The sequence below is a fragment of the Sinorhizobium sp. BJ1 genome (genome assembly GCF_002531555.1).
Taxonomy (GTDB): Bacteria; Pseudomonadota; Alphaproteobacteria; order Rhizobiales; family Rhizobiaceae; genus Sinorhizobium; species Sinorhizobium fredii_B.
The window spans coordinates 33,004-56,057 of the sequence record NZ_NWTH01000037.1 but is presented as its reverse complement, the minus strand read 5'-3'; the positions used below and the strand labels follow the sequence as shown (position 1 = coordinate 56,057).

General features: G+C 61.0%; 21 protein-coding genes and 3 pseudogenes. 20 read left to right on the top strand and 4 right to left on the bottom strand.

Annotated features, from left to right (window positions below; all coding sequences use genetic code 11):
* Positions 1–221: 221 nt before the first annotated feature.
* The 4 genes from CO676_RS29175 (at position 222) to CO676_RS29160 (ending at position 4,602) form a co-directional block, all read left to right on the top strand.
* A complete protein-coding gene (locus CO676_RS29175; RefSeq protein ID WP_014762430.1) occupies positions 222–437 on the top strand; it encodes a CsbD family protein in 216 nt (71 codons plus the stop codon).
* Positions 438–924: 487 nt separating this feature from the next.
* Complete coding sequence (locus CO676_RS29170) at positions 925–1,791, top strand: Ku protein (protein ID WP_097523651.1); 867 nt, start codon at positions 925–927, stop codon at positions 1,789–1,791.
* A gap of 3 nt (positions 1,792–1,794) precedes the next feature.
* Positions 1,795–4,347, top strand: coding sequence for a DNA ligase D (ligD, locus tag CO676_RS29165; RefSeq protein WP_014762428.1), 2,553 nt, complete (start codon positions 1,795–1,797; stop codon positions 4,345–4,347).
* Between the two features lie 48 nt (positions 4,348–4,395).
* On the top strand, positions 4,396–4,602 hold the full coding sequence (locus tag CO676_RS29160; protein ID WP_014762427.1) for a KTSC domain-containing protein: 207 nt from the start codon (positions 4,396–4,398) through the stop codon (positions 4,600–4,602).
* Positions 4,603–4,614: 12 nt separating this feature from the next.
* On the opposite strand, the gene CO676_RS29155 is transcribed toward CO676_RS29160, so the two are convergent.
* Positions 4,615–5,424 carry a Ku protein gene (locus CO676_RS29155; RefSeq protein WP_097523650.1) on the bottom strand — a complete coding sequence of 270 codons (810 nt, stop codon included), beginning with the start codon at positions 5,422–5,424 and terminating at the stop codon, positions 4,615–4,617.
* Positions 5,425–6,232: 808 nt separating this feature from the next.
* Here CO676_RS29155 and CO676_RS29145 point away from each other — a divergent pair.
* The 3 genes from CO676_RS29145 (at position 6,233) to CO676_RS29135 (ending at position 9,776) form a co-directional block, all read left to right on the top strand.
* Entirely contained in the window at positions 6,233–6,547 is a 315-nt protein-coding gene (locus CO676_RS29145; RefSeq protein WP_014762424.1) for a co-chaperone GroES, read from the top strand.
* 55 nt (positions 6,548–6,602) lie between these two features.
* Entirely contained in the window at positions 6,603–8,231 is a 1,629-nt protein-coding gene (groL, locus tag CO676_RS29140) for a chaperonin GroEL (protein WP_097523649.1), read from the top strand.
* A gap of 201 nt (positions 8,232–8,432) precedes the next feature.
* A complete protein-coding gene (locus CO676_RS29135) occupies positions 8,433–9,776 on the top strand; it encodes a DegQ family serine endoprotease (RefSeq protein WP_097523648.1) in 1,344 nt (447 codons plus the stop codon).
* Between the two features lie 301 nt (positions 9,777–10,077).
* On the opposite strand, the gene CO676_RS34860 is transcribed toward CO676_RS29135, so the two are convergent.
* Positions 10,078–10,290: a hypothetical protein gene (locus CO676_RS34860; RefSeq protein WP_144340219.1), complete on the bottom strand. Its 213-nt coding sequence runs from the start codon at positions 10,288–10,290 to the stop codon at positions 10,078–10,080.
* Between the two features lie 363 nt (positions 10,291–10,653).
* Here CO676_RS34860 and CO676_RS29125 point away from each other — a divergent pair.
* Positions 10,654–11,530 (top strand): annotated as a pseudogene (locus tag CO676_RS29125) (LysR family transcriptional regulator).
* A gap of 26 nt (positions 11,531–11,556) precedes the next feature.
* Positions 11,557–11,814: pseudogene (locus CO676_RS36405) on the top strand (hypothetical protein); the annotation flags it as partial.
* Here CO676_RS36405 and CO676_RS29115 read toward each other — a convergent pair.
* Positions 11,760–11,969 (bottom strand): hypothetical protein, encoded by a 210-nt coding sequence (locus CO676_RS29115; protein WP_097523647.1) that lies wholly within the window; start codon positions 11,967–11,969, stop codon positions 11,760–11,762. The pseudogene CO676_RS36405 and the gene CO676_RS29115 overlap by 55 nt on opposite strands.
* Before the next feature lie 602 nt (positions 11,970–12,571).
* Here CO676_RS29115 and CO676_RS37065 point away from each other — a divergent pair.
* Positions 12,572–12,694: pseudogene (locus CO676_RS37065) on the top strand (GFA family protein); the annotation flags it as partial.
* 136 nt (positions 12,695–12,830) lie between these two features.
* Here the strand turns inward: CO676_RS37065 and CO676_RS29100 are convergent.
* Positions 12,831–13,355, bottom strand: a complete 525-nt coding sequence (locus tag CO676_RS29100; protein ID WP_097523645.1) for a DUF6428 family protein — start codon at positions 13,353–13,355, stop codon at positions 12,831–12,833.
* Positions 13,356–13,397: 42 nt separating this feature from the next.
* Between CO676_RS29100 and CO676_RS29095 the strand changes: the two genes are divergently transcribed.
* From CO676_RS29095 to CO676_RS29050, 10 genes are all read left to right on the top strand, one after another.
* On the top strand, positions 13,398–13,754 hold the full coding sequence (locus CO676_RS29095; RefSeq protein ID WP_097523644.1) for a metalloregulator ArsR/SmtB family transcription factor: 357 nt from the start codon (positions 13,398–13,400) through the stop codon (positions 13,752–13,754).
* Positions 13,751–14,281: an arsenate reductase ArsC gene (locus CO676_RS29090; protein WP_179875689.1), complete on the top strand. Its 531-nt coding sequence runs from the start codon at positions 13,751–13,753 to the stop codon at positions 14,279–14,281. The genes CO676_RS29095 and CO676_RS29090 overlap by 4 nt, the downstream gene beginning before the upstream one ends.
* Positions 14,281–14,970, top strand: coding sequence for an MIP/aquaporin family protein (locus CO676_RS29085; RefSeq protein ID WP_097523642.1), 690 nt, complete (start codon positions 14,281–14,283; stop codon positions 14,968–14,970). Before CO676_RS29090 ends, CO676_RS29085 begins: the two co-directional genes overlap by 1 nt.
* A 154-nt stretch (positions 14,971–15,124) precedes the next feature.
* The gene (gene urtA, locus CO676_RS29080; protein ID WP_097523641.1) at positions 15,125–16,417 is read left to right on the top strand and encodes an urea ABC transporter substrate-binding protein; all 1,293 of its coding nucleotides are present in this window, start codon (positions 15,125–15,127) and stop codon (positions 16,415–16,417) included.
* A 200-nt stretch (positions 16,418–16,617) separates the two neighbouring features.
* Positions 16,618–18,231, top strand: a complete 1,614-nt coding sequence (gene urtB / locus CO676_RS29075) for an urea ABC transporter permease subunit UrtB (protein ID WP_097523640.1) — start codon at positions 16,618–16,620, stop codon at positions 18,229–18,231.
* Entirely contained in the window at positions 18,228–19,403 is a 1,176-nt protein-coding gene (gene urtC, locus CO676_RS29070) for an urea ABC transporter permease subunit UrtC (RefSeq protein WP_097523639.1), read from the top strand. The genes urtB and urtC overlap by 4 nt, the downstream gene beginning before the upstream one ends.
* Before the next feature lie 5 nt (positions 19,404–19,408).
* Complete coding sequence (urtD, locus tag CO676_RS29065; RefSeq protein WP_097523656.1) at positions 19,409–20,161, top strand: urea ABC transporter ATP-binding protein UrtD; 753 nt, start codon at positions 19,409–19,411, stop codon at positions 20,159–20,161.
* 29 nt (positions 20,162–20,190) lie between these two features.
* Positions 20,191–20,886, top strand: a complete 696-nt coding sequence (urtE, locus tag CO676_RS29060) for an urea ABC transporter ATP-binding subunit UrtE (protein WP_097523638.1) — start codon at positions 20,191–20,193, stop codon at positions 20,884–20,886.
* A 235-nt stretch (positions 20,887–21,121) separates the two neighbouring features.
* A complete protein-coding gene (locus CO676_RS29055; RefSeq protein WP_014762407.1) occupies positions 21,122–21,514 on the top strand; it encodes a hypothetical protein in 393 nt (130 codons plus the stop codon).
* Between the two features lie 356 nt (positions 21,515–21,870).
* The gene (locus CO676_RS29050; protein WP_014762406.1) at positions 21,871–22,995 is read left to right on the top strand and encodes a sugar ABC transporter substrate-binding protein; all 1,125 of its coding nucleotides are present in this window, start codon (positions 21,871–21,873) and stop codon (positions 22,993–22,995) included.
* The last annotated feature ends 59 nt before the right edge of the window (positions 22,996–23,054 follow it).

Sequence of the window (23,054 nt, the reverse complement as noted above, 5' to 3'; positions counted from 1 at the left end):
CAGTTGGCCGCCAAATAGACCCTCTCAACATGGGGCACGGATATACGATAGCAAGGTCAAACGTCAGTTCCCAACCTGGCGGCTATGAGCTTCCACCGAGTGGCGTCTCTCCAAAAGTCGTTCCCGGCAGCGGTGTTGGCGTAGTCGCAAACGGCTTGAACCAACGCCCATGTTGCGAGTTTTGTCCTCATGGCAAATCTCAAGACTAGGAGATATTCGCAATGGATTGGAACCGCGTCGAAGGAAACTGGAAACAGGTAAAGGGCAAAATCAAAGAGCAGTGGGGCAAGCTCACTGACGATGATCTTGACCAGATCGCGGGTAACCGCGACCAGCTCGAAGGCAAGATCCAAGAACGCTACGGGATCGAAAAGGATCGCGCTCGGCGTGACCTCGATGATTGGTACGGCCGCCAGAGATGGGACTGGTTATCCTAATCTGGAATATCGACAAGAAACCCGCTTCGGCGGGTTCCTTATTGCCCGTAGGGCAGACAACTTCCTCTCCACTAACAAGGCGAAATAGAGGATAGAACCGTGCTCCGGCGCGGCGATCCTCTTGAATTCATTCGCAGAAGGAAGTCGGCGAGAGCGACCGCGCGTCCTATGATGTGATCTACGGCCATAATCAGAAGGACGTGCCGAAGGCGCTCGCGCTACCCCCTACGTGGACAAGCCGCCGAAAAGACCGCAATGGGCGAGATGTTTCGCGCCGGGCATGGCGAGCGCTTGATCGTCAACGACACCGCTACCCACTCTAGCGGCGGCCGGAGGACCTGCGTCTGGCCGCACATCGATGCGGCCACTTCGCCATCCGCGCTCTGCCGTTCTTCCAAACGGAACAAACCTCTCGCCTCCACGTTCCGAAACGTCGAGTCTGTTGCGCGGACTGTCTGCCGCGCCGTTTCCAAGATGAGGCCGCGTTGTGGCGCCGAGAGCAAATTGGAAGGGGTACCTGAAAGTCGCTGAGGTGAGCTGCCCTGTAGCGCTTTACACGGCAGCGTCGACCTCGGAACGGATTGCCTTTCACACCATCAACCGTGCCACCGGGCATCGTGTTCACCGGCAATTCGTCGATAGCGAGACGGGAAAGCCGGTCGAAAAGGAGGATCAGGTCAAGGGATACGAGGTCGGATCCGAGGATTACGTCGTGCTGGAGCCCGAGGAGGTTGCGGCGGCGGTTCCCGAAAGCGACAAGACGCTGTCGATCTCGGCCTTCATCGCCTGCGGCGATATCGACGACGTCTATTTCGACAAGCCCTACTATCTTGCTCCGACGAAGAGCCATGCCGAAGACGCATTCGCTCTGATCCGCGAGGGCATGCGAAAGAAGAAAGTCGCTGCCATCGCGCGAACAGTGTTGTTTCGCCGCGTCCGCACACTTCTGATCCGCGCCTACGAGGACGGTCTGATCGCGACGACCTTGAATTTCGACTACGAGGTTCGCTCGGCCGAAGAAGCATTCGACGGGGTGCCGGATCTGAAGATCGAGGGCGAGATGCTGGAGCTTGCTGAGCACATCGTCAAGACGAAGCGAGGAAAGTTCGATCCAGCAAAATTCGACGATCGCTATGAGACCGCACTTGCCGAACTGGTCAAAGCCAAACTCGAAGGCAAGAAGATCGAGCCGCGCAAGGAGCCGAAGCGTGAAAAAGTCGTCGACCTCATGGAGGCGTTGCGCCAGAGCGCCGGCGTTCACGCCAAAAAGGCCAAGGCGACGACCCAGGCCAAAAAGAAACCCACCCGCGGGGCGAAGACAAAGGAAGCGTCCCCGCGTCGCAAGGCGAGCTGAGCCATGGGTCTCGATCTCTACCGAGAGAAGCGCGATTTCGACTCGACGCCCGAGCCGAAGGGCCGCAAGGCGCGCCGGGCCGGCAACAGTTTCGTTGTCCAGAAGCACGACGCGACACGCCTCCACTACGACTTCCGCCTGGAAATGGACGGAGTTCTGAAGAGCTGGGCCGTCACCAAGGGGCCGAGCCTCATTCCTGGCGAGAAACGGCTGGCCGTTCACGTCGAGGATCATCCTCTCGAGTACGGAGATTTCGAGGGGACGATTCCAAAGGGAGAATATGGCGGCGGAACCGTCATCCTGTGGGATCGCGGCACCTGGTCGCCGATCGGCGATGCCCGACGGGGCTACGCGAAGGGGCACCTCGACTTCGAACTCAGTGGTGAAAAGCTCGGCGGGCGCTGGCATCTGGTTCGCATGGCCGGCAAGCCGCGCGAAAAACGGGAGAACTGGCTGCTGATCAAGGGTGACGACCAGGCGGCGCGATCGGAGGAAGACCCCGATATTCTGGAGGAACGGCCCGAGTCGGTACTGACCGGCCGCGAAATCAAGGACGTTGCGGGTGAAGAGCCCGGCTGGTCGTCGAAGACCGGCAGGATCCGCAAGAGGGCTCGCAGCAAGAAAACGACCGCTCCTCAAGAGCAGGAGCCCGAAGCCGTCATGAATGTCCCTGATCCTTCAAAGATCAAGGGCGCCAAAGCGGCCGCCTTGCCGGATTTCGTCGAGCCTTCATTGGCGACGCTTGTTTCTTCCGCACCGGCCGGCGAGCGCTGGCTTCACGAAATCAAGTTCGACGGCTACAGGTTGCAGGCGCGGATCGAAGCCGGCCGTGTCAGGCTTCTCACGCGCAGCGGGCTCGACTGGACCAAGAGGTTCGGCAAGGCTCTGGTGTCGGCGTTGCAGGCGCTGCCCGTCGGAACGGCGCTGATCGATGGTGAGATCGTCGTCGAAACCGGATCCGGCGCGTCGGACTTCTCGGGATTGCAAGCTGACTTGAGCGAGGGTCGCAGCGATCGCTTCCGCTTCTATGTGTTCGACCTTCTTTATCTCGATGGCTACGACCTGCGCGCCCTGCCACTGATCAAACGGAAGGAGTTGCTCGACCAACTGATCGGCGAAGACGACGGGATCGTCCGCTTCAGCAGTCATTTTGAGGAGGAAGGCCGCCTGGTCCTCAGTCACGCCTGCAGATTGAGCCTCGAAGGTATCGTCTCAAAGCTGCGCGATGCCCCCTATCGGACCGGTCGGAACAAGAGCTGGGTAAAATCCAAGTGCTCAGCGCGTCAGGAATTCGTTGTTGCCGGCTACGTGCCGTCGACCACGTCGCGAAAGGCGATCGGCTCACTGGTGCTCGGCGTCTATGACGGCGACAAGCTCGATCATGTAGGCCGTGTGGGAACGGGGTTCACCGCGGCGCTTGCGGAGGATCTCCTCAAGAGACTTGACCGCTTGAGGACGTCGGAAAGTCCGTTTGCGGCACGCCTAAGCGCGGAGGATGCGCGCCAGGTCCGATACGTCAAGCCTGAGCTTGTGGCAGAGGTCGAGTTCAGAGCCTGGACTGCTGACGGCCATCTTCGCCACGCCTCTTTCAGGGGCTTGCGTGAGGACAGGCTCGCCGGCGAAATCGTCCGCGAAACGCCCAAGTCCACTGGCACGCAGCCCAAGCCTCCGCGTCGGACCGTGAAGCTCACCCACCCTGACCGGCTCTATTGGCCGGATGAGGGGGTGACGAAAGAGGGGCTTGCCGATTATTACGCCGAGGTCTGGCGCTTTATCGGACCGCATATCGTCGGTCGCCCGCTGGCATTGGTCAGATGCCCCAACGGAATTACCGGAGAGCAGTTCTTCCAGAAGCACGCCTGGAAAGGCCTGAATCCCAACATCGTTCTGGTGAACGACCCGAAAGAACCACCCGACGAACAGCTGTTGAGCATCAGAGACCTCGATGGCCTGATCGCGCTCGTTCAGTCTGCCGTTCTCGAAATCCATCCGTGGGGATCGACCGTGGCGGATTGGGAAAAGCCCGACACGATCATCATGGACCTTGACCCGGGCGAGGACGTGCCTTTCGAAGCGGTGATCGACGCCGCCTTCGAGACGGCAGACCGTCTGAAAGCGGCCGGCCTTGTACCCTTCGTCAAGACGTCCGGCGGCAAGGGACTTCACGTGGTGGCACCATTGATCCCAAAGGCTGAATGGCCGGCCGTAAAGGCCTTCACGAAGTCGATTGCGGACGCGATGGCGTCCGACAGTTCCGACCGCTTCGTCTCGACGATCACCAAATCGAAGCGCCGCGGAAAAATCCTCGTCGACTATCTTCGCAATCAGCGTGGAGCGACAGCGGTCGCAGCATATTCGACGCGGGCGCGACCGGGTGCGGCCGTGTCGATGCCGCTCTCCTGGGACGAATTGGCCCCTGGCATCGGTCCGGCGTACTTCACGGTGGAGAACACGCCGACGCGCCTTCAATCCTTGAGCGCCGATCCATGGGCAGATTTTCGCGCAGCCGCCATTCCGCTCAAGGAGCCGAAGGCCGGGCGCCGAAAGGCCGCCTGATCGCCTCCAACCGGGCAAGACAGGTCTTTTGATTTGAAGCGGTGAGCAATGCCGTCGCATCTGATAAAAAGAGCAGATTACGACGCTGAGACGCGGACGCTGTCGGTTTGGCTCCTGACGAACGAAAAGCGTTATGACTACGAAAACGTGCCTCCCGAGACATACGCTGCCTTTAGAAGGGCTTTCTCGAAGGGCCGCTTCTTCAACTCCTATATTCGCGATCGATTCAAGTATCGCGTCGCCGAGCCGGATTGATCGAGTGGGTGGCTAAGCCTTCGGCTTTTTCTTCTTTTCTGAGCTGATGCTTTTGCGCAGCGCATCCATGATGTTGACGACGTTGCTCGGGCGCTCCGCTTCCTCAGCCTTAGCCTTGGCAGGCCGTTTCCTGCCTTTCTTCTTAGCGGAAATAATGTCCAAGAGGCGCGCCTGGACGGGGTCGCCTACCATATCCGGATCCCACGGCTTGCTGCGCTCTTCGATCAGGGTCGTGACAAGCCGCATCAGTTCGGGATCGGTATCGCCGTCATCAATATTGCGGAAGAACTCTTCGGGCTTCCTGACCTCGTCACCATAGCGAAGTGTCCATAGGACGATCCCTTTGCCTCGTGGCTCGAGCATCACGGCGCGCTCGCGACGATACATGACGAGCCGCGAGATCCCGACCGTGCCAGTGGAGGCCATCGCGTCGCGGATCACCGAGAAAGCTTCTTCACCGACGGGGTCGTCTGGAACGAGGTAGTGGGGCTTGTCGTACCAGATCCAGCGAATGCTATCGGCCTCCACGAACATGTCGATGTCGATGGTGCGGGTGCTTTCCAGTCCCACGGCTTCGAGCTCTTCGTCCTCAAGCAGCACGATGTCATCCTCGCCCCGTTGATAGCCTTTGACTTCGTCATCTTCGTCGACAGATTTTCCGCTCACCGCATCGACATATTGGCTGACGACGCGATTGCCGGTTTTCCGGTTGAGCGTGTGGAAGCGGACCTTTTCGTTTTCCGTGGTGGCAGGCGTCATCGCCACCGGACAGGTGACGAGCGATAGTTTCAGATAACCTTTCCAGAACGAGCGGGGTGCCATTTCAGGTGGCCTCGAAGCTTCTACCGTTCAAGTATCCGAAACGGCGTCGAACGCGCGTTTGTTCCTCTGCCTTTCGGGCCCATATACGCTCACTTACTTGTAAACGACGTCTTGGATTGCGGCGGTCAGGACGACCCCGGCAGGGCCGAGCGCGCCGGCCCATTCTCCGGCATGCGAGTGAGGCAAGTCTGTGATTCGAGCCGACGCATTTCGCAAGAGCGCCTCTGCGCGATTCTAGGAACCAACCATCTTTCGACGAAAATGCCGCCGCATTCATCTTGTGCTGCTCCGCCGCTCGATATCAGCGGTCACCGCAACCGCCTCCCCGCCGATCTCCCTGAGCAGGCCGGTGACCGGGTTGAACCGACCAGATAGAGGCCGAGATCGGGGGGCTGGCGAGTGGCGCCGCCAGGCTGGCGCGATCTCATGCGCCTTTTCAAGGATGATGAAATTGAGCCCCGCCCGTCTCAGCAGGCACCGACGGCGAGGCCGGCCGGCCCGGCGCCCACAATGATGACATCGGTATCCAAACTATGGTCCCTCCCCGGGCGCCGCCTTCCCTTCTCCCATAAGGGAGAAGGCCGCCTTTTTTAACGGCCCCTGGATGGAAATAGCCCCAACAACTCATGCCGGTAGCACTCGGTGGCCTCGAGTGCTAAAAATTTTCAGCGGCCTCTTGAATCTCGAAAAATCAGAAACCAGATCGATTTGCGCGCGAGGCCGAAAGGCTTGGCGCCCCGCGTCGGCTTCACTCCGAATGCGGCGCGGAGGATCTCTTGAAAATCTGTTTGTCCATGAGGAGAGAGACATGACGTTCCGTCCCCTGCATGATCGAATCCTGGTTCGCCGTATCGAGGCCGAGGAAAAAACGGCCGGCGGCATCATCATCCCAGACACGGCGAAGGAAAAGCCGCAAGAAGGTGAGGTCGTCGCCGCCGGCCCGGGGTCGCGCGACGACAGCGGGCAGCTGCGGCCGCTCGATGTGAAAGTGGGTGATCGCATCCTGTTCGGAAAATGGTCGGGTACCGAGATCAAGCTCAATGGCGAGGATCTGCTGATCATGAAGGAAACGGACGTGATGGGCGTGATCGAGGTCGAGACCGCAGCGAGAAACGCAGCCTAGTGCCGATCAGAACCCATGCCAGACAAGCAATTCTGCCTCAGGAAGGAGTAGGAAAATGGCTGCCAAGGAACTGAAATTCCATTCCGAAGCTCGAGCGAAGATGCTGCGCGGCGTCGATATCCTCGCCAATGCCGTCAAGGTGACGCTCGGCCCCAAGGGGCGAAATGTCGTTATCGACAAGTCGTTCGGCGCACCTCGCATCACCAAGGACGGCGTAACCGTCGCCAAGGAAGTCGAGCTGGAGGACAAGTTCGAGAACATGGGCGCCCAGATGGTGCGGGAGGTTGCCTCGAAGACCAGTGACATCGCTGGGGACGGCACCACCACCGCGACAGTTCTCGCCCAGGCGATCGTCAAGGAAGGTGCGAAGGCCGTGGCGTCGGGCATGAATCCGATGGACCTGAAGCGCGGCATCGACAAGGCCGTCGAGGCCATCGTCGAGGAATTGAAGACAAACGCGCGTAAAGTCACCAAAAACGACGAGATTGCCCAGGTAGGAACGATCTCGGCGAATGGCGACACCGAGATTGGTCGTTTCCTCGCAGAGGCGGTCGAGAAGGTCGGCAATGAAGGCGTCATCACCGTGGAGGAAGCCAAGACCGCGGTGACAGAGCTGGAAGTCGTCGAGGGCATGCAGTTCGACCGCGGCTATCTCTCGCCGTACTTCGTCACCAACCAGGACAAGATGCGGGTTGAACTCGAGGAACCCTATATCCTGATCCATGAAAAGAAGCTCTCCAACCTGCAGGCGCTGCTTCCGGTTCTCGAAGCCGTGGTCCAATCGGGCAAGCCGCTTCTGATCATCGCAGAGGATGTCGAAGGCGAGGCGCTGGCGACGCTCGTCGTCAACAAATTGCGCGGCGGCCTGAAGGTTGCAGCTGTCAAGGCTCCGGGCTTCGGTGACCGCCGTAAGGCGATGCTGGAGGATATAGCAATCCTCACCGGCGGAACCGCAATCTCCGAAGATCTCGGCATCAAGCTCGAGAACGTGACGCTCAATATGCTGGGCCGCGCCAAGAAGGTCGTCGTCGAGAAGGAAAACACCACCGTCGTCGACGGTGCGGGCTCAAAGAGCGAGATTCAGGGCCGCGTCGCTCAGATCAAGGCGCAGATCGAGGAAACCACGTCGGACTATGATCGCGAAAAGCTGCAGGAACGGCTGGCCAAGCTTGCTGGCGGCGTTGCCGTCATCCGCGTCGGCGGTTCGACCGAGGTCGAGGTGAAGGAACGCAAGGACCGCGTCGACGACGCCATGCATGCCACGCGGGCGGCGGTCGAGGAGGGCGTGCTGCCCGGCGGCGGTGTCGCTTTGCTGAGAGCCGTCAAGGCACTGGACAGCGTTGAGACCGAGAATGCCGACCAGAAACACGGCATCGAGATCGTCCGCCGTGCAGTCGAGGCGCCGGTGCGCCAGATCGCCGAGAATGCCGGCGCCGAGGGCTCGATCATCGTCGGCAAGCTGCGCGAAAAGACCGAATTTGGTTTTGGTTGGAACGCTCAGACCAACGAGTTCGGCGATCTTTACGATCAAGGGGTAATCGATCCGGTCAAGGTTGTTCGTACCGCGTTGCAGGACGCGGCCTCGGTCGCCGGCCTGCTGATTACCACCGAGGCGATGGTCGCCGAGAAGCCGAAGAAGGAAGCACCGCTTCCGCCAATGCCGGGTGGCGGGATGGACTTCTGACGGCGCCGGAAAGTCCGCGCCCTGACGGGGCGCGGACGCTCGGTAGATAGTGAAGCAAAGCAGGCGCTGCGCCGGAGTGGGTGCGGCGTCTGGGAGGTTGGACTGTGCAGGTGGCAGGAGCCAAACACGTGGCTCCGATGAGGCCGGACCCGAGGGCCGCCACCCGCGCCGAAGGAGGATCTGAAGAAGTCGGGGCCTAAAATGACCACGCGTTCGTCGAAATCCGTTGGCGTATTCGCCGCACTCGTCCTCATCCTCGTTCCTGCGCCTTTGCCGGCGGCGCAGCCGCAGGCCGCCATTTCGGCAAGCACTCAACGATCGCTCGCCGATGTCTTGGAGGAGGTCACGCCGGCGGTCGTCAATATTGCAGTGCGGGCTCGCGCGCCCGCGGAAACCAACCCGCTCTACAACGACCCGTTTTTCCGCCGCTATTTCAGCCTGCCTGAGCAGCCGCAGCAGCGGCTAAGCGCCGGTTCCGGCGTTATCGTTGACGCCGATAAAGGCTGTATTCTCACCAATCACCACGTCGTCGCGGACGCCGGCGAGATTGCCGTCACCTTGAAGGACCGCCGCCGCTTCACGGCCGAACTGGTCGGCAGCGACGAGGCAACCGACATAGCATTGCTGAAGATAGACGCGGACAAGCTGACGGCGCTTTCGTTCGGAGATTCCGGCGCGCTGCGTGTCGGCGACTCGGTTGTCGCGATCGGCAATCCGTTCGGGCTTGGTCAGACCGTAACCTCCGGCATCGTCAGCGCCCTTGGCCGTGGCGGCATCAATGTCGAGGGCTATGAGGACTTCATCCAGACCGATGCCCCGATCAATCCCGGCAACTCTGGAGGCGCTCTGGTGACGGCGGACGGCCTGCTGGTCGGCATCAACACCGCGATCATCGCACCGACCGGCGGCAATGTCGGCATCGGCTTTGCGGTTCCGATCGCAATGGCCTCCGCAGTGATGGGGCAACTGGTCGAGCACGGCGAGGTGCGGCGTGGCCGGATCGGCATCTCCGCTCAGGACCTGACGCCCGACCTGGCCGAAGCGCTCAGCATCGAGGAGAACTCCGGCGCCGTCGTCGGCAGCGTTGAGGAGAATTCGCCGGCGGCACAGGGAGGCCTTCAAGCCGGCGATGTCATCACCGCCGTCAACAATCGCAAAATCAAAAGCTCGGCAGATCTCCGCAATCGTGTTGGTCTGGCTCCGATCGGATCGGAAGTCGAAATCGAATATCGGCGCGATCGAGATCGCAAAACGGTGACTATGCGAATCGAGCCGGAGGAGGCAATTGCCAAATCCGACGCCATGCCAGCTCGCCTCGAGGGCGCTGAGTTCCAGGATACGGCCGGCAACGTTGTTGTTTCCAGCATTAAAGATGACAGTGCTGCGGCCCGATCGGGTCTGCGCACGGGCGACGTAATCGTTGCCGTCAATCGCCGGCCTATCGCGACCGTGGCGGAACTCGCGGCGGCCTTAAAGCATGCCGGCGGCACGATCGCACTCGATCTGTTTCGCGGCGGGGCGAGACTCTTCCTGGTGATCCGGTAGGTGGTTGCCCCGACGAGATCCTCACGCCTGGGGACAAAAGTACGCACGACGGGATCAGTAACGGCAGCGACGACGGTGCTACGGTCTGCTGTGCCAGCTGAATATTTCCGAAATCGTTGGCTGATAGCGCGCTTGGTTGCGCCAAGCGCGGACGTTGCCATTCCACGGCGTCCTTCATCACGGCGGAACAATTCCACACGTCACGGGTTCTCTATCGCCGTCCTTATCCGAGCGACAGTCATGGAAAATTCTCCTCGTTTTTCGGCAGTGCCCCGGCAATCCGGCTGGCACTGCCCGATCGCTAAAATAGGTTCTTGGCGAGATACTCCGTCACCATCCGCCGGGACGTCGCGGGATAGCCTCGAGCGGCCCATCTGCCAAGCGACAGCTTGGCCGGATGCATTTCGCTGACACCTGCGCCTTGCTGTGGTTCGACGGCGAACTCGTTCAGCTCGAGGCCCTGGTGCTGCACGGCGGCGGCGATGATGTCCGCATCCCCACCCATGAGCTCCATGTCGGACCGTTATCTCGCCCGTTCAGTGCATCGAAAAGATTGCGATAAAGAGGGCCGCCGAGAAGGGCGTTCCGTACGGCTCGCCGCATCTGGCACGCCTCTCCCTTTGCGGTCAGCCGCCGAACGACGCTCCGCAGATTTCTCGATCCGCTTTACGAACCAGCCGAAACCTTCCCATTCCGCACCGTCGAGCGGATCGGCAAAGGCGTCTACTTTCTTTTTGCGCTGTTGGCTTACCCGCTCCCTATATAGAATCGTCCATTGAAGCAGCATCTCGTTTCTCCGGGCTTGTAACGTTGCCCGAAAAGGTGGTTCGCGAAGGCATGCACCTGTAGACCTATAAACGAAAGGCATCTTTCACGGATGAAAGTCGAAAACTGGGAAGATCTTCGTCTGTTCTTGCACGTCGCCGAGCAAGGTGGGCTCGCGGGTGCTGCCGAGAAGACCGGCATCAGTGCGCCGACTATTGGGCGGCGGATGCTGGCGCTGGAACGCGCCACGGGCCGGGCGTTATTCGTGCGGGCGCGGACAGGCTACGAGCTCGCACCGGACGGGGCAAATATTGCTGAACCGCGTGAGGGCGATGCATGAGGCAGCGCGGGACATCGTCGACTGGCGAGAGATGGTGCATTCGATGCCAATCGTCCGGCTTCTCTCGGACAGCACGCTGTCCTGCTTCACGGCGGTAAGCTTGCGACATCTTTGGACGCCGCAGGATGCTTTTCGCGTTTGCTTCAAGACATCCGAGGCCGCCGTCGACCTCACACACCGCGACGCCGACATCGGACTTTCCGCGGAGCGGCCGCAGATGGGCAATGTCGCGATCCGGCGTTCCGTCGCCGTCGCATACGCGCCTTACTGCGCCCAAGGATTCGACTACCGGCACCATTGCAACTGGGTTTCGCTCGGCACGGACGTCGCCAACCAGCCATGGATGCGGTGGGCATTTGAACAGCCGGGCCGATACATTACGAACTGGGTAAACTCTGCGCGAATGATGTTCGATTTGGTGAAGGCGGGAGCAGGCATCGGTGTCATGCCGTGTTTCATCGGCGATGGCGATTCAGCCTTTGTTCGGGCGGGGAAGGTGATCGAAGAACTCGGCCATCATATATGGATCGTACTGCATGATGACGAACGGGAACGCGAGGCAGTGCGCACGGTCGCGAACCGCCTTTCGGCCCTGCTCGCAGCGAACGCTTCGCTTTTCTCAGGATCGAATGGACGCGATCCCCTGTGAATTGGCTATCGGCGGCCGGAGTTATCAAACCGCGGATCAAGCGTCGAGAACGTGGGAAGAGAGCCAACGCCCGCGTGGCTGCGCAGAGCGCTGTCGCCCCAAAGTACAATCAAAGCTCGCAAACCTTGTCTTCACGCGACTTGTTCTTCCATGAAGCGGCAACACTCGACGAAGAAATCAAAATGCTGAGGATCCAACTCGCTCAAAAGCTCCATCGGCGCGCTGCGCCTCAGGACAGCCCGGCGACAATACTCAAGCCAAGGTCGTCGCGAATCCCGGATTGATAAGCGTTGATCAGCTTTGCGGCGAGCGCTTCAGCTTCTTCAGACTTGCGGGACAAGGCTCGCCTTTGCAGCTCGTCTTGGAAGGCCTTTCCGATCATAGCCAACTCGTCAGGCCCAATTGGATCGAAACTCAAGGTTTGAGCTGAATTCATCATTCCCCCTCCCTCCGCCACCCGATGCGACGGAGACCCTTTGTGCCCTTGGCTTTCAGTCTGATTTGAAAGGGTGCAGCTTCGCTGGAGATCTATCGAAAGTGAACCGTCCTTACGGCCGGACCCTGCGTATCGATCCACTGCTGTGCCGCAATGGCGGAGCCGAATAGCAGAGCAGGTATGGCCAGAGCTCCCATGAACCTGAGCATTTGGAGCCGACGTGTGCGCTTTCCATCCCAGTCGTAAGCCATTTGCTACGCCCTTGCTATTGGGAAACAGTACGCCAATATAGAACCAGAGAACGACTTTCCGGTCGAGTCTATTTTTCAAGTATTACTTTTAAACGAATTTTAAAGGCGGGTTTTATATTGCACATCCCAACGGCGTCGCTAGAACATGAGAAGTAGAGGTGGTCAAGCAATTGAAGCATGACGATCGCCTTGGCCGTCACGGGCGAGCGTGATCTCTAGAAGGTGCCCTACGGCATCATACTGCGATACCGTTCGCCCTCGCGCCGAACCTGCGCCAACCTGTACGGGTCGCCACGATCGTCAAATCGGGGCTAGTGGTAAGCAGAGCGCCGTTTATTTCAGGTGAGGGCTGGGGCGGTGACCATCGCCTGCCTCGACGACGCGAGCGACGAGGAGCTGGCGAATGCGCCGATCGTCTACGAGGATGGCCGGCACGCTGCCTGGGATCGGGCGCGATCCCTGACCGGATATTTGTGAGCACCGGATATCGCTCGTTGGCGCACTCCTTGTCTCGCTCGTCGCTGCCGCATTACGGATCGAGTTCTTGAGAGCCTGCGAGATGAGTGTCACGAAAGTGGCAACGTAAAATCTGTCAGCAATAGACGCACGCCCATCACGGGCAGCAGGCACTCTTCGATGAGGCAGGGCCGCAGCAGGCTATCGCTTTGCTTCTCTCCTCGGCAAGCCAACGATAGCGCGGCTTGCAGCTCGCGGGCCTCGGAGCGAGTTCCACATGCACGGCGTTGTCGCGCAGTCTTGGCAGAGAGGCGCAGTAGAGCTGCATCGGGCGCACGCCATCGCTGACTTCAAATGTGAGCTTCGCCGATTCCTCGAGCTGCACGTGCTCCGAAACCTTCCGGATGATCGCGGCGAATTTGCCGGCCGGCATATGTGCGCGATCCTCTCCGTCCACATCCCAGAGCTGCACGAAGATCTCGGTCCAGGCTTCCGGATTGGCACCGCAATCGAGCGCCGCGAACTGCGCCGCCTTGACTTCCGTCACGTGGTAGCCGGCTTTGACTGGCCGGTCGTCATAGTGAAAGACGAGGGGAAGTTCGCTCGCCCCAGCCAGGGTCTCAAGCAGAAGCCCGAGCGAGATGTCGTCGTTGCGAATTTTGGTGTTGTCGGGCGCGCTCATCTGCGTTATTCCTCGTTTCAATAATTCAAGGATTGTTGAAGTATGAATGAACGTCAAGCGCTCATTTCCTTCGGCGCGCTCTCGCAGGAGACCCGCCTGCAGATTGTGCGCATGCTCGTCATCGCGGGTCCGGGCGGCATGCCGGCCGGTGCGATCGCCGAGACTGCGCATGTTTCTCCGTCCAACGTTTCGTTTCATTTGAAGGAACTGGAACGGTCGGGCTTGATCAGCCAGCAGCGTGAGTCGAGATCGATCATCTACTCCGCCAATTTCGAGGCACTGGGCGGCCTGATCCGTTTCCTGATGGAAGACTGCTGTGGCGGCCATCCTGAAATTTGCGCACCTGCAGCCGCCGTCGCGGCCTGCTGTGCGCCAACCGTGGAGGCGAAATGCCAATGAGTGATGAGCGAATCTACAATGTCCTCTTTCTTTGTAGCGGCAATTCCGCGCGCTCGATCATGGCGGAAGCCATTCTCGAGGTGGAGGGGAAGGGGCGTTTCCGGGCCTTTTCGGCCGGAAGCCAGCCCAAAGGGGAAGTCAATCCCTGGGCCCTGAAGACGCTTGAAGCGCTCGGCTATCGCACCACGGGATTCTCGTCGAAGAGCTGGGACGTCTTCGCCGAGCCGGGCGCGCCGCAAATGGACTTCATCTTCACTGTCTGCGACGACGCCGCCGGCGAGGCCTGCCCGGTCTGGATCGGACATCCGGCAACGGCGCACTGGGGGATCGAGGACCCCGCCGCCGTCGAGGGATCCGATGTCGAGAAGGGAAGCGCTTTCGCGCTTGCCGCGAAATACCTGAAGAACCGCATATCGGTCTTCGCGGCCCTGCCGATCGCCTCGCTTGATAAGCTCGCGCTCGAGACGAAGCTCCACGAGATCGGCCGACTCGAAGGCTCCACGCCCCGCCCGTCCGAGGCGCCCTGATGTCATCTTTCGATCTCTCCCGCCGCCTCGTCGCGGAGGGCCTTGGCACGGCGATGCTCGTTGGCACCGTTGTCGGCTCTGGCATCATGGCCGCGTCGCTGACGCAGGATACGGCACTCGCTCTGCTTGGAAACACGCTTGCAACGGGTGCGATGCTGGTGGTGCTGATCACCATTCTCGGGCCGATCTCCGGAGCCCATTTCAATCCGGCCGTATCGTTGATCTTCGCGCTGTCGCGTTCCCTGCCACAGCGCGATCTCGTCGGCTACGTGGCGGCGCAAATTGCCGGCGGCATCATCGGCACGATCACAGCGCATCTGATGTTCGATCACACGGTCCTGGAATGGTCGACGAAGGTGCGCACCGGGGGAGGACAGTGGCTCGCAGAATGGGTGGCGACCTTCGGGCTCGTCGCGACCGTTCTCGCCGGCATCCGCTTCGAGCAGAAATCCGTGCCCTGGCTGGTCGGTCTCTATATCACCGCTGCCTACTGGTTCACGGCGTCCACCTCCTTTGCCAACCCGGCCGTGGCGCTCGCCCGATCGCTGACCGACACGTTCTCCGGCATCCGCCCCCTCGATCTTCCCGGCTTCATCGCCGCCGAGCTGATCGGCGCGGTTTGCGCGCTTTTCCTGATGACCTGGCTGCTGCAGCCGAGCAATGCTCCAAAGGGCAAACCGGTGGTCTGAGCCGGATTGCCGATAGCAGCTTCCTTCTTCCCCCCGGCACCTACGTAGAATGACGTATGTGCAGTGCAGCGCGCCTGCCCGATGATCCCTCAAGCAACGGCCAAGGAGAACGAACACTCCGTTGCGGCGACCAGAGCTAGAGGGGTTCAATCAGATGCATTACAGGGCACGCGTCACCGGCGCATTCCTCGCTGCCGTCCTTTCGACGACCGCGTTCAACGGCGCCTTTGCCGCCGAGGACACGATCAAGATCGGCATTCTACATTCGCTTTCCGGAACCATGGCGATCTCCGAGACGACGTTGAAAGACGCCATGCTGATGCTGATCGACGAGCAGAACAAGAAGGGCGGTCTGCTCGGCAAGAAGCTCGAAGCGGTCGTCGTCGACCCGGCCTCCGACTGGCCGCTGTTTGCCGAAAAGGCGCGTGAGTTGGTCTCGGTCGACAAGGTCTCGGCGGTCTTCGGCTGCTGGACTTCGGTGTCGCGCAAATCCGTGCTGCCGGTTTTCGAGGAGCTGAACTCGATCCTCTTCTATCCCGTCCAGTACGAGGGTGAGGAAAGCCAGCGCAACGTCTTCTATACGGGTGCCGCGCCGAACCAGCAGGCGATCCCCGCCGTCGACTATCTGATGGAGAACGAAGAAGTCGAGCGCTGGGTGCTCGCCGGCACCGATTACGTCTATCCGCGCACCACCAACAAGATCCTCGAAGCTTATCTGATCGCCAAGGGCGTCAAGCCCGAGGACATCATGATTAACTACACGCCCTTCGGTCACTCCGACTGGCAGACGATCGTCTCCGATATCAAGAAGTTCGGCTCGGCCGGCAAGAAGACCGCCGTCGTCTCGACGATCAACGGCGACGCCAACGTTCCCTTCTACAAGGAACTCGGCAACCAGGGCATCAAGGCCGAGGACATTCCCGTCGTCGCCTTCTCGGTGGGCGAGGAAGAGCTTGCCGGTCTCGACGCCGGCCCGCTCGTCGGCCATCTCGCCGCCTGGAACTACTTCCAGTCGGTCGACAATCCGGCCAATGCCGAATTCATCAAGACCTGGAAGGCCTACACCAAGAACGACAAGCGGGTCACCAACGACCCGATGGAAGCCCACTATATCGGCTTCAACATGTGGCTGAAAGCGGTGGAGAAGGCCGGTACCACTGACACCGACGCCGTGCTCGACGCGATGATCGGCGTCTCGGTGCCGAACCTGTCAGGCGGCTATTCGACGATGATGCCGAACCACCACATCACCAAGCCGGTGCTGATCGGCGAAATCCAGTCGGATGGCCAGTTCGAGACCGTCTGGGAAACGCCCGGCCTGGTCGTAGGCGACGAGTGGTCCGATTACCTGCCGGACTCCAAGGACCTGATCTCCGATTGGCGCGCTCCGATGTCCTGCGGCAACTTCAATGTCGCCACGGGCAAGTGCGGCGGCAAGGGCTCGTGATTTCATGACGAAGCAATTGTTCGCTGACGGGCCGGATGCGGCCCGTCTCCGACATCGTGTTTCATGACGAACCGATAGCATGAAATACCCTCCGTCCGACGGCCTCCATTCGGACGGAGGGACTTTGCAATTCCGGCCCGACAGCGGCGGTTGCCATGATTTGTTCAACGGCAGGCGACGCGAACCAAGCGAGATGGCCAATGTCCCGCATCATCCAAAGCGTGCTTGTTGCCTTGTTCCTCTTCAGCGCAGTCCCGACCGGGCTTCGGGCGGAAGAGGCGTTGAGTGATCTGGTGAACGCGCTGGCCGAGGCGAAACTGTCCGACATGGATGAGCACATCGCCGCCCTGGCGAAGACCGGCGATCCCAGGGTCGTGCCCATCCTCGAAGCGCTCGGCGAAGGCAATCTCTATGCCCGCAAGACGGACGACCGGGTGTTCCTGACGAAGGAGAGCGGTTCGAGCCTGGCGCTCACCGACCCGGTCACCGGCGAAAGCGCCGGCGAGGCGCCGAAGGCGGCGCTCTCGAAGGTCAAGGTCAACAACAGCGTGCGGCGCGCGGTGCGCACGGCACTCGGCAGTCTGACGCTTCTCAGCCCCGACCGGAATGCCCGCCTCAAGGCCGTGCAATCGGTCCTTCAGTCGCCCAATGCCGAGGCGCTCGGGGCCATCGAGAACGCGCTTGCGGCCGAAAAGGACGGAGAGGTTCGCACCCTCCTGGAACAGGCACGCGCCACGACCCTCATCATTTCGGACCGGCCGGCCGGGGAGAAGAAGGAGGCGGTGCGGCTTCTCAAGGAACACGGCGGGCGCGAGGCGCTCTCCATCCTTTCCGCCACGCTGGGCTCCGCCGACGGGACCCTCAAGCCGGATATCGAGGCGGCGCTCGCCAGCATCGAACAGACGCAGGCGTTATGGGCTGCCGGCCAGAATGTCTGGTACGGCCTGTCGCTCGGCTCTGTACTGCTGCTTGCGGCGATCGGGCTTGCGATCACCTTCGGCGTCATGGGCATCATCAACATGGCGCATGGCGAGATGGTGATGCTCGGTGCCTACACGACATTCATGGTGCAAGAGGTTCTGCGCACCTCGTTCCCGGGTCTCTTCGACTGGTCGCTGGCGATCGCGCTGCCGCTTGCCTTCCTGGCGACCGGGGCGGTCGGCCTGGCGATCGAACGCGGCGTCCTCCGCTTCCTCTACGGCCGGCCGCTTGAGACGCTGCTCGCTACCTGGGGCATCTCGCTGATCCTGCAGCAGTCGGTGCGGTCGATCTTCGGGCCGACCAATCGCGAGGTCGGTAACCCGTCTTGGATGTCCGGCGCCTTTGAGCTCGGCGGCTTGACGATCACATGGAACCGCCTGTGGATCATCGTTTTCGCGCTCGCCGTCTTTGCCGCGCTTCTGTTCCTGTTGAAGAAGACGCCGATGGGCCTGCAGATGCGGGCGGTGACGCAGAACCGGCGCATGGCCTCCTCGATGGGCATCCGTACGCCGTGGGTCGATGCGCTCACCTTCGCGCTCGGCTCCGGCATTGCCGGCATGGCGGGCGTGGCCCTCTCGCAGATCGACAACGTCTCGCCGAACCTCGGTCAGGGCTACATCATCGACAGCTTCATGGTCGTGGTCTTCGGCGGCGTCGGCAATCTCTGGGGGACGCTCGTCGGCGCCTTCTCCCTCGGCATCCTCAACAAGTTCCTGGAGCCCTATGCCGGCGCCGTGCTCGGCAAGATCCTCGTGCTCGTGCTGATCATCCTGTTCATCCAGAAGCGGCCGCGCGGGCTGTTCGCACTCAAAGGCCGGGCGGTGGAAGCATGATCACCTCTTTTCTCCTCAAATCGCTGGATCGCACGATCGTCATCGCGGTTTCAATTCTTCTGGCGCTTGCCGTGCTCGTACCGGCGCTCAATCTGCTGACGGCTCCGGACCATCCGCTGCACGTGCCGACCTATCTCGTGTCGCTCTTCGGCAAATATCTGACCTATGCGCTCCTGGCGCTGGCGCTCGACCTCGTGTGGGGTTTCTGCGGCATCCTTTCGCTCGGCCACGCCGCCTTCTTCGCGCTCGGCGGCTATGCGATGGGGATGTATCTGATGCGCCAGATCGGCGCGCGCGGTTCCTATGGCAATCCGCTGCTGCCGGACTTCATGGTGTTCCTCAACTGGAAGGAACTGCCCTGGTTCTGGTACGGCTTCGACATGTTCTGGTTCGCGGCGCTGATGGTTGCGCTGGTGCCCGGCCTCATCGCCTTCGTCTTCGGCTGGTTCGCCTTCCGCTCGCGGGTCAACGGCGTCTATCTGTCGATCATCACCCAGGCGATGACCTATGCGCTGCTGCTCGCCTTCTTCAGGAACGACATGGGCTTCGGCGGCAATAACGGCTTGACCGATTTCAAGGACATCCTCGGCTTCAACATCCAGGCGGCGGGCACTCGCGCCGCGCTCTTCGCGGCCTCGGCGCTGGCACTTGCCCTCTCGCTCGTCATCACCTCCGGCATCGTGCGTTCCAAATTCGGCAAGGTGCTGGTGGCACTGCGTGACGCGGAAAGCCGCACCCGCTTCCTCGGCTACCGCGTCGAACACATGAAGCTCTTCGCCTTCACCGTCTCGGCGATGATGGCAGGTGTCGCCGGGGCGCTCTACGTGCCGCAGGTCGGCATCATCAATCCGGGAGAGTTCGAGCCCGGCAATTCGATCGAGGTGGTCATCTGGACGGCGGTCGGCGGCCGCGGCACGCTGATCGGCCCGATCATCGGCGCGATCCTCGTCAACGGGGGCAAAAGCATCTTCACCGCCGCCTTCCCGGAATTCTGGCTCTTCGCGCTCGGCGGGCTCTTCGTGCTTGTGACGCTGTTCCTGCCGAAGGGCGTCGTCGGCACGGCGCAGCATTATGTCGGCCGGCGCAGGGCCTATCGCTATGCCGCCCGCAAGGAGGGCGAGAACGACAAAGAGGCGGGTCTGCCGGCTGCCGAACCGATGGCTGCGGAGTGATCGCCATGACCGAGAAGAAACCGAAAAGCCTGCTCTATCTCGATGGCGTCTCCGTCTCCTTCGACGGATTCAAGGCGCTGAATTCGCTCTCCTTCATCGTCGAGCCGGGAGAGTTGCGCGCCATCATTGGCCCGAACGGCGCCGGCAAGACGACGATGATGGACATCATCACGGGCAAGACGCGGCCGGACGAGGGCGAGGTCTTCTTCAAGGGCGATATCGACCTCACGAAGAAGGACGAGGCGGAGATCGCCCAGCTCGGCATCGGCCGCAAATTCCAGAAGCCGACAGTGTTCGAGAACCACACGGTCTGGGACAATCTGGAGTTGGCGCTGAACCGTCGCCGCGGCGTCTTCGCGACGCTGTTTTACCGGCTGACGGGCGAGGACAAGTCCCGCATCGAGGAGATCCTTTCGACCGTGCGGCTGACGGCGCGACGCGACGATCTCGCCGCCAATCTGTCGCACGGCCAGAAGCAATGGCTGGAGATCGGCATGCTGCTCGCCCAGGAGCCGGAACTGCTGCTTGTCGACGAGCCGGTCGCCGGCATGACCGATGCGGAGACGGCGGAAACCGCGCTCCTCCTGAAGGAAATCGCCAAGACGCGCTCCGTCGTCGTCGTCGAACACGACATGGGCTTCATCCGCGATTTGGGCGTCAAGGTCACCTGCCTTGCCGAAGGCTCCGTGCTGGCGGAAGGCTCGATCGATTTCGTCAGCAACGATCCGAAGGTGATCGAGAACTATCTCGGCCGATAAGCCGAGCGCGAGTGGAAGGAACTGTACCCATGTTGAGCGTCGAAAACGTCAGCCTGCATTACGGCGCCGCCCAAGCGCTTCGCAATGTCTCGTTCAAGGCCGAGATGGGCAAGATCACCTGCGTGCTAGGGCGCAACGGCGTCGGCAAATCGAGCCTGCTCCGGGCGATCACCGGTCAGCATCCGGTGACAAGTGGTGTGATCTCCTTCAACGGCGCGCCGCTCGATGGCTTGCCGCCCTTCCGGCGGGCGAAGCACGGCGTGGGCTACGTGCCGCAAGGTCGCGAGATCTTTCCTCTGCTGACGGTGAAGGAGAATCTCGAGACCGGCTATGCGCCTTTGAACCGGGCCGACCGCTCGATCCCCGACGATATCTACAGCCTGTTCCCGGTTCTGAAGACGATGCTTGGCCGGCGTGGCGGTGACCTTTCCGGCGGCCAGCAGCAGCAGTTGGCGATCGCCCGTGCGTTGGTCACCCGCCCAAAGATCCTGGTGCTCGACGAGCCGACTGAGGGTATCCAGCCGTCGATCATCAAGGACATCGCCCGGGCGATCAAATATCTCAGGGATTCCACCGGCATGGCGATCCTGCTGGTCGAGCAATATCTCGATTTCTGCCGGGAGCTCGCCGACCAGGTCTATATCATGGACCGGGGCGCCTTCGTGCACGAGGGGCCGGCGGAGTCGCTGAATATGCCGGAAGCGCGCCGGCATCTGACGGTCTAGCTGTTTTCCACAGGTCCGAGATTCTTTCAGTAGTTCAGGGACTTGCGTCGGTGTCGCGATGCCGTGTCGCCGGCTTGCGACGGAAAATCCACTTCTTTGATCGATTGCGTTTGCACGGCGCTTTGCTTTGAACCATACTCCCGATGCACGTTTTATGAAGGAACATCACAATCCGTTATCGCTGACAGAATTGGCCATTTCGCGTTTCCGGCCTAACCACGCGGAGGAGACCCTAATGACGAATTTCCTGCCCGCCCTTTATGAAGGGCATGCCCCGATCACCCTGCAGACTCTCTTCAGAGATGCGCTCGAAGCCTATGACGATTGGGACGAAGACATGCCCGAACCGATCGTTTCCTTCGAAGGCAAGGTGGTGCCGATCAGCGCCGTCTTCGAATGGATGAGACCCTGCACCGACATCATGCCCGCCAACTTGCTCGGCATCGTCACGGACCGGCTGACGAAGCCCTGGAGCGGCACGGGACCGCTCGACGAGATGACCGTTTCCACCGCTGCACGCGTCATGTCCGTGCTGGTGCGACGGCGCCTGAGGCGGTTCGGCCGCGGGTCGATCGAGGCCTTCGCCGAGCGCTTCAATCAGCCGATACGATCTGGACAACCAGGCTGAACCGAGAGTTGCGAAGCAGCGTGGCCCGAAAAGCTGCGCTGTTTCCACGTGTGAGGACATGTTCCTCCTCCGGCCTTGTCCGCAGCGCGCTTTACATAACTTATTGGTAGCGCTACCATTTCCACCGGACGCCCTCGGGAGGAGCCTGTCTGGCGTCACTGGACTCGCGTATCGATAAATCGTGCCGGATCGGCCACTGAAGCACTTGCCCAGGTGTAAAGGGTGCTTTGCAGTGTCCTGGAGCAATTCGACTGCGTTCGTTCGACGTTCTTTTGCTTCAGCCCGCAGACATGTCTGCGGGCAATATCGACACCCGTTCGATGCCCTGTCCCCGCATAACAACGGGAGGGAAATCGATGACCAGAACATTCGTCAGCGGCATTCTCGCGGTCGCTGCATTCGCACTTTTATCCACCACCGCCTCATCAGAACCTGAAATCGTCAGCGGCCCCGCGGCCGAACCGGATTGTTTCGCGCCATGGTCGGCCGAAACCAAATTCTTCAAGTTCCCGAAAAAAGATGGTCCCTACCGGATCGCGCTCGCCAACGGCTTCATCGCCAACACCTGGCGCATCCAGATGATCCAGACGGCCAAGGCCTATGCCGCGCAGCCGGACGTTGCCGCCAAGCTCAAGGAGTTCAAGGTCGTTTCCACCGGCGAGGACGTGCCGGCGCAGATTTCGGCGATCAACAACTTCATCGATTCCGGCTATGACGCGATCATCGTCAATGCCCAGAACCCGACCGCCTTCGGGCCGGTCATCAAGCGGGCGAAGGAAGCCGGCGTCGTTCTCGTCGCTTTCGACAATATATTGGACACCGAGGACGCCATCAACGTCAATGTCGACCAGAAAGGCCTCGGCGTGCTTTGGGCCAATTGGCTCGCTAAGCATCTGCCGGAAGGCGGCAAGATCCTCGAGGTTCGCGGCGTCCCCGGTACGTCCGTCGATACCGATCGGCACAACGGCATCCAGGAGACATTCGCCGCGACGGGCAAGAAGTGGGAGGTCGTCGAGGTCATCGGCAAATGGGACGATCCGACGGCGCAGAAGGCGACGGCAGACGCGATTGCCGTTCACAAGAAGTTTGACGGCATCACCGCGCAGGGCGGCGATACCGGCGTCGTGCAGGCGATGATCGACGCCGGTCACCCCTTCGTGCCGTTCGGTGGCGAGACGGAAAACGGCTTCCGGAAATTCTGCGCCAAGCACGCCGCCGAGGGTCTGAAGTGCTCGTCGGCCGGCACAGGTCCTGCTCAGGTCGCAGTTGCTATCAAGACGGCGATCGCGGCGCTCGAAGGGCAGGTGGTGCCGCAGTCGATCAAGCTGCCGCTGGCGATCGTCGAGGATCCGAATTTCAAGGAGGGCCAGGATTTCTATCCCGACCAGTCGGACAACTTCTTCGTCGGCAACGCCTTCCCGACCTGCGGCATCAACTTCACGGCGCAGGAGATCATGGGTCAGACGAAGGAAAACGAGTAGTCCCCGCGGGATTTGCCTGAACACCAGGCCGCGCGCGTCAGCACGCGGCCTGCGCAACC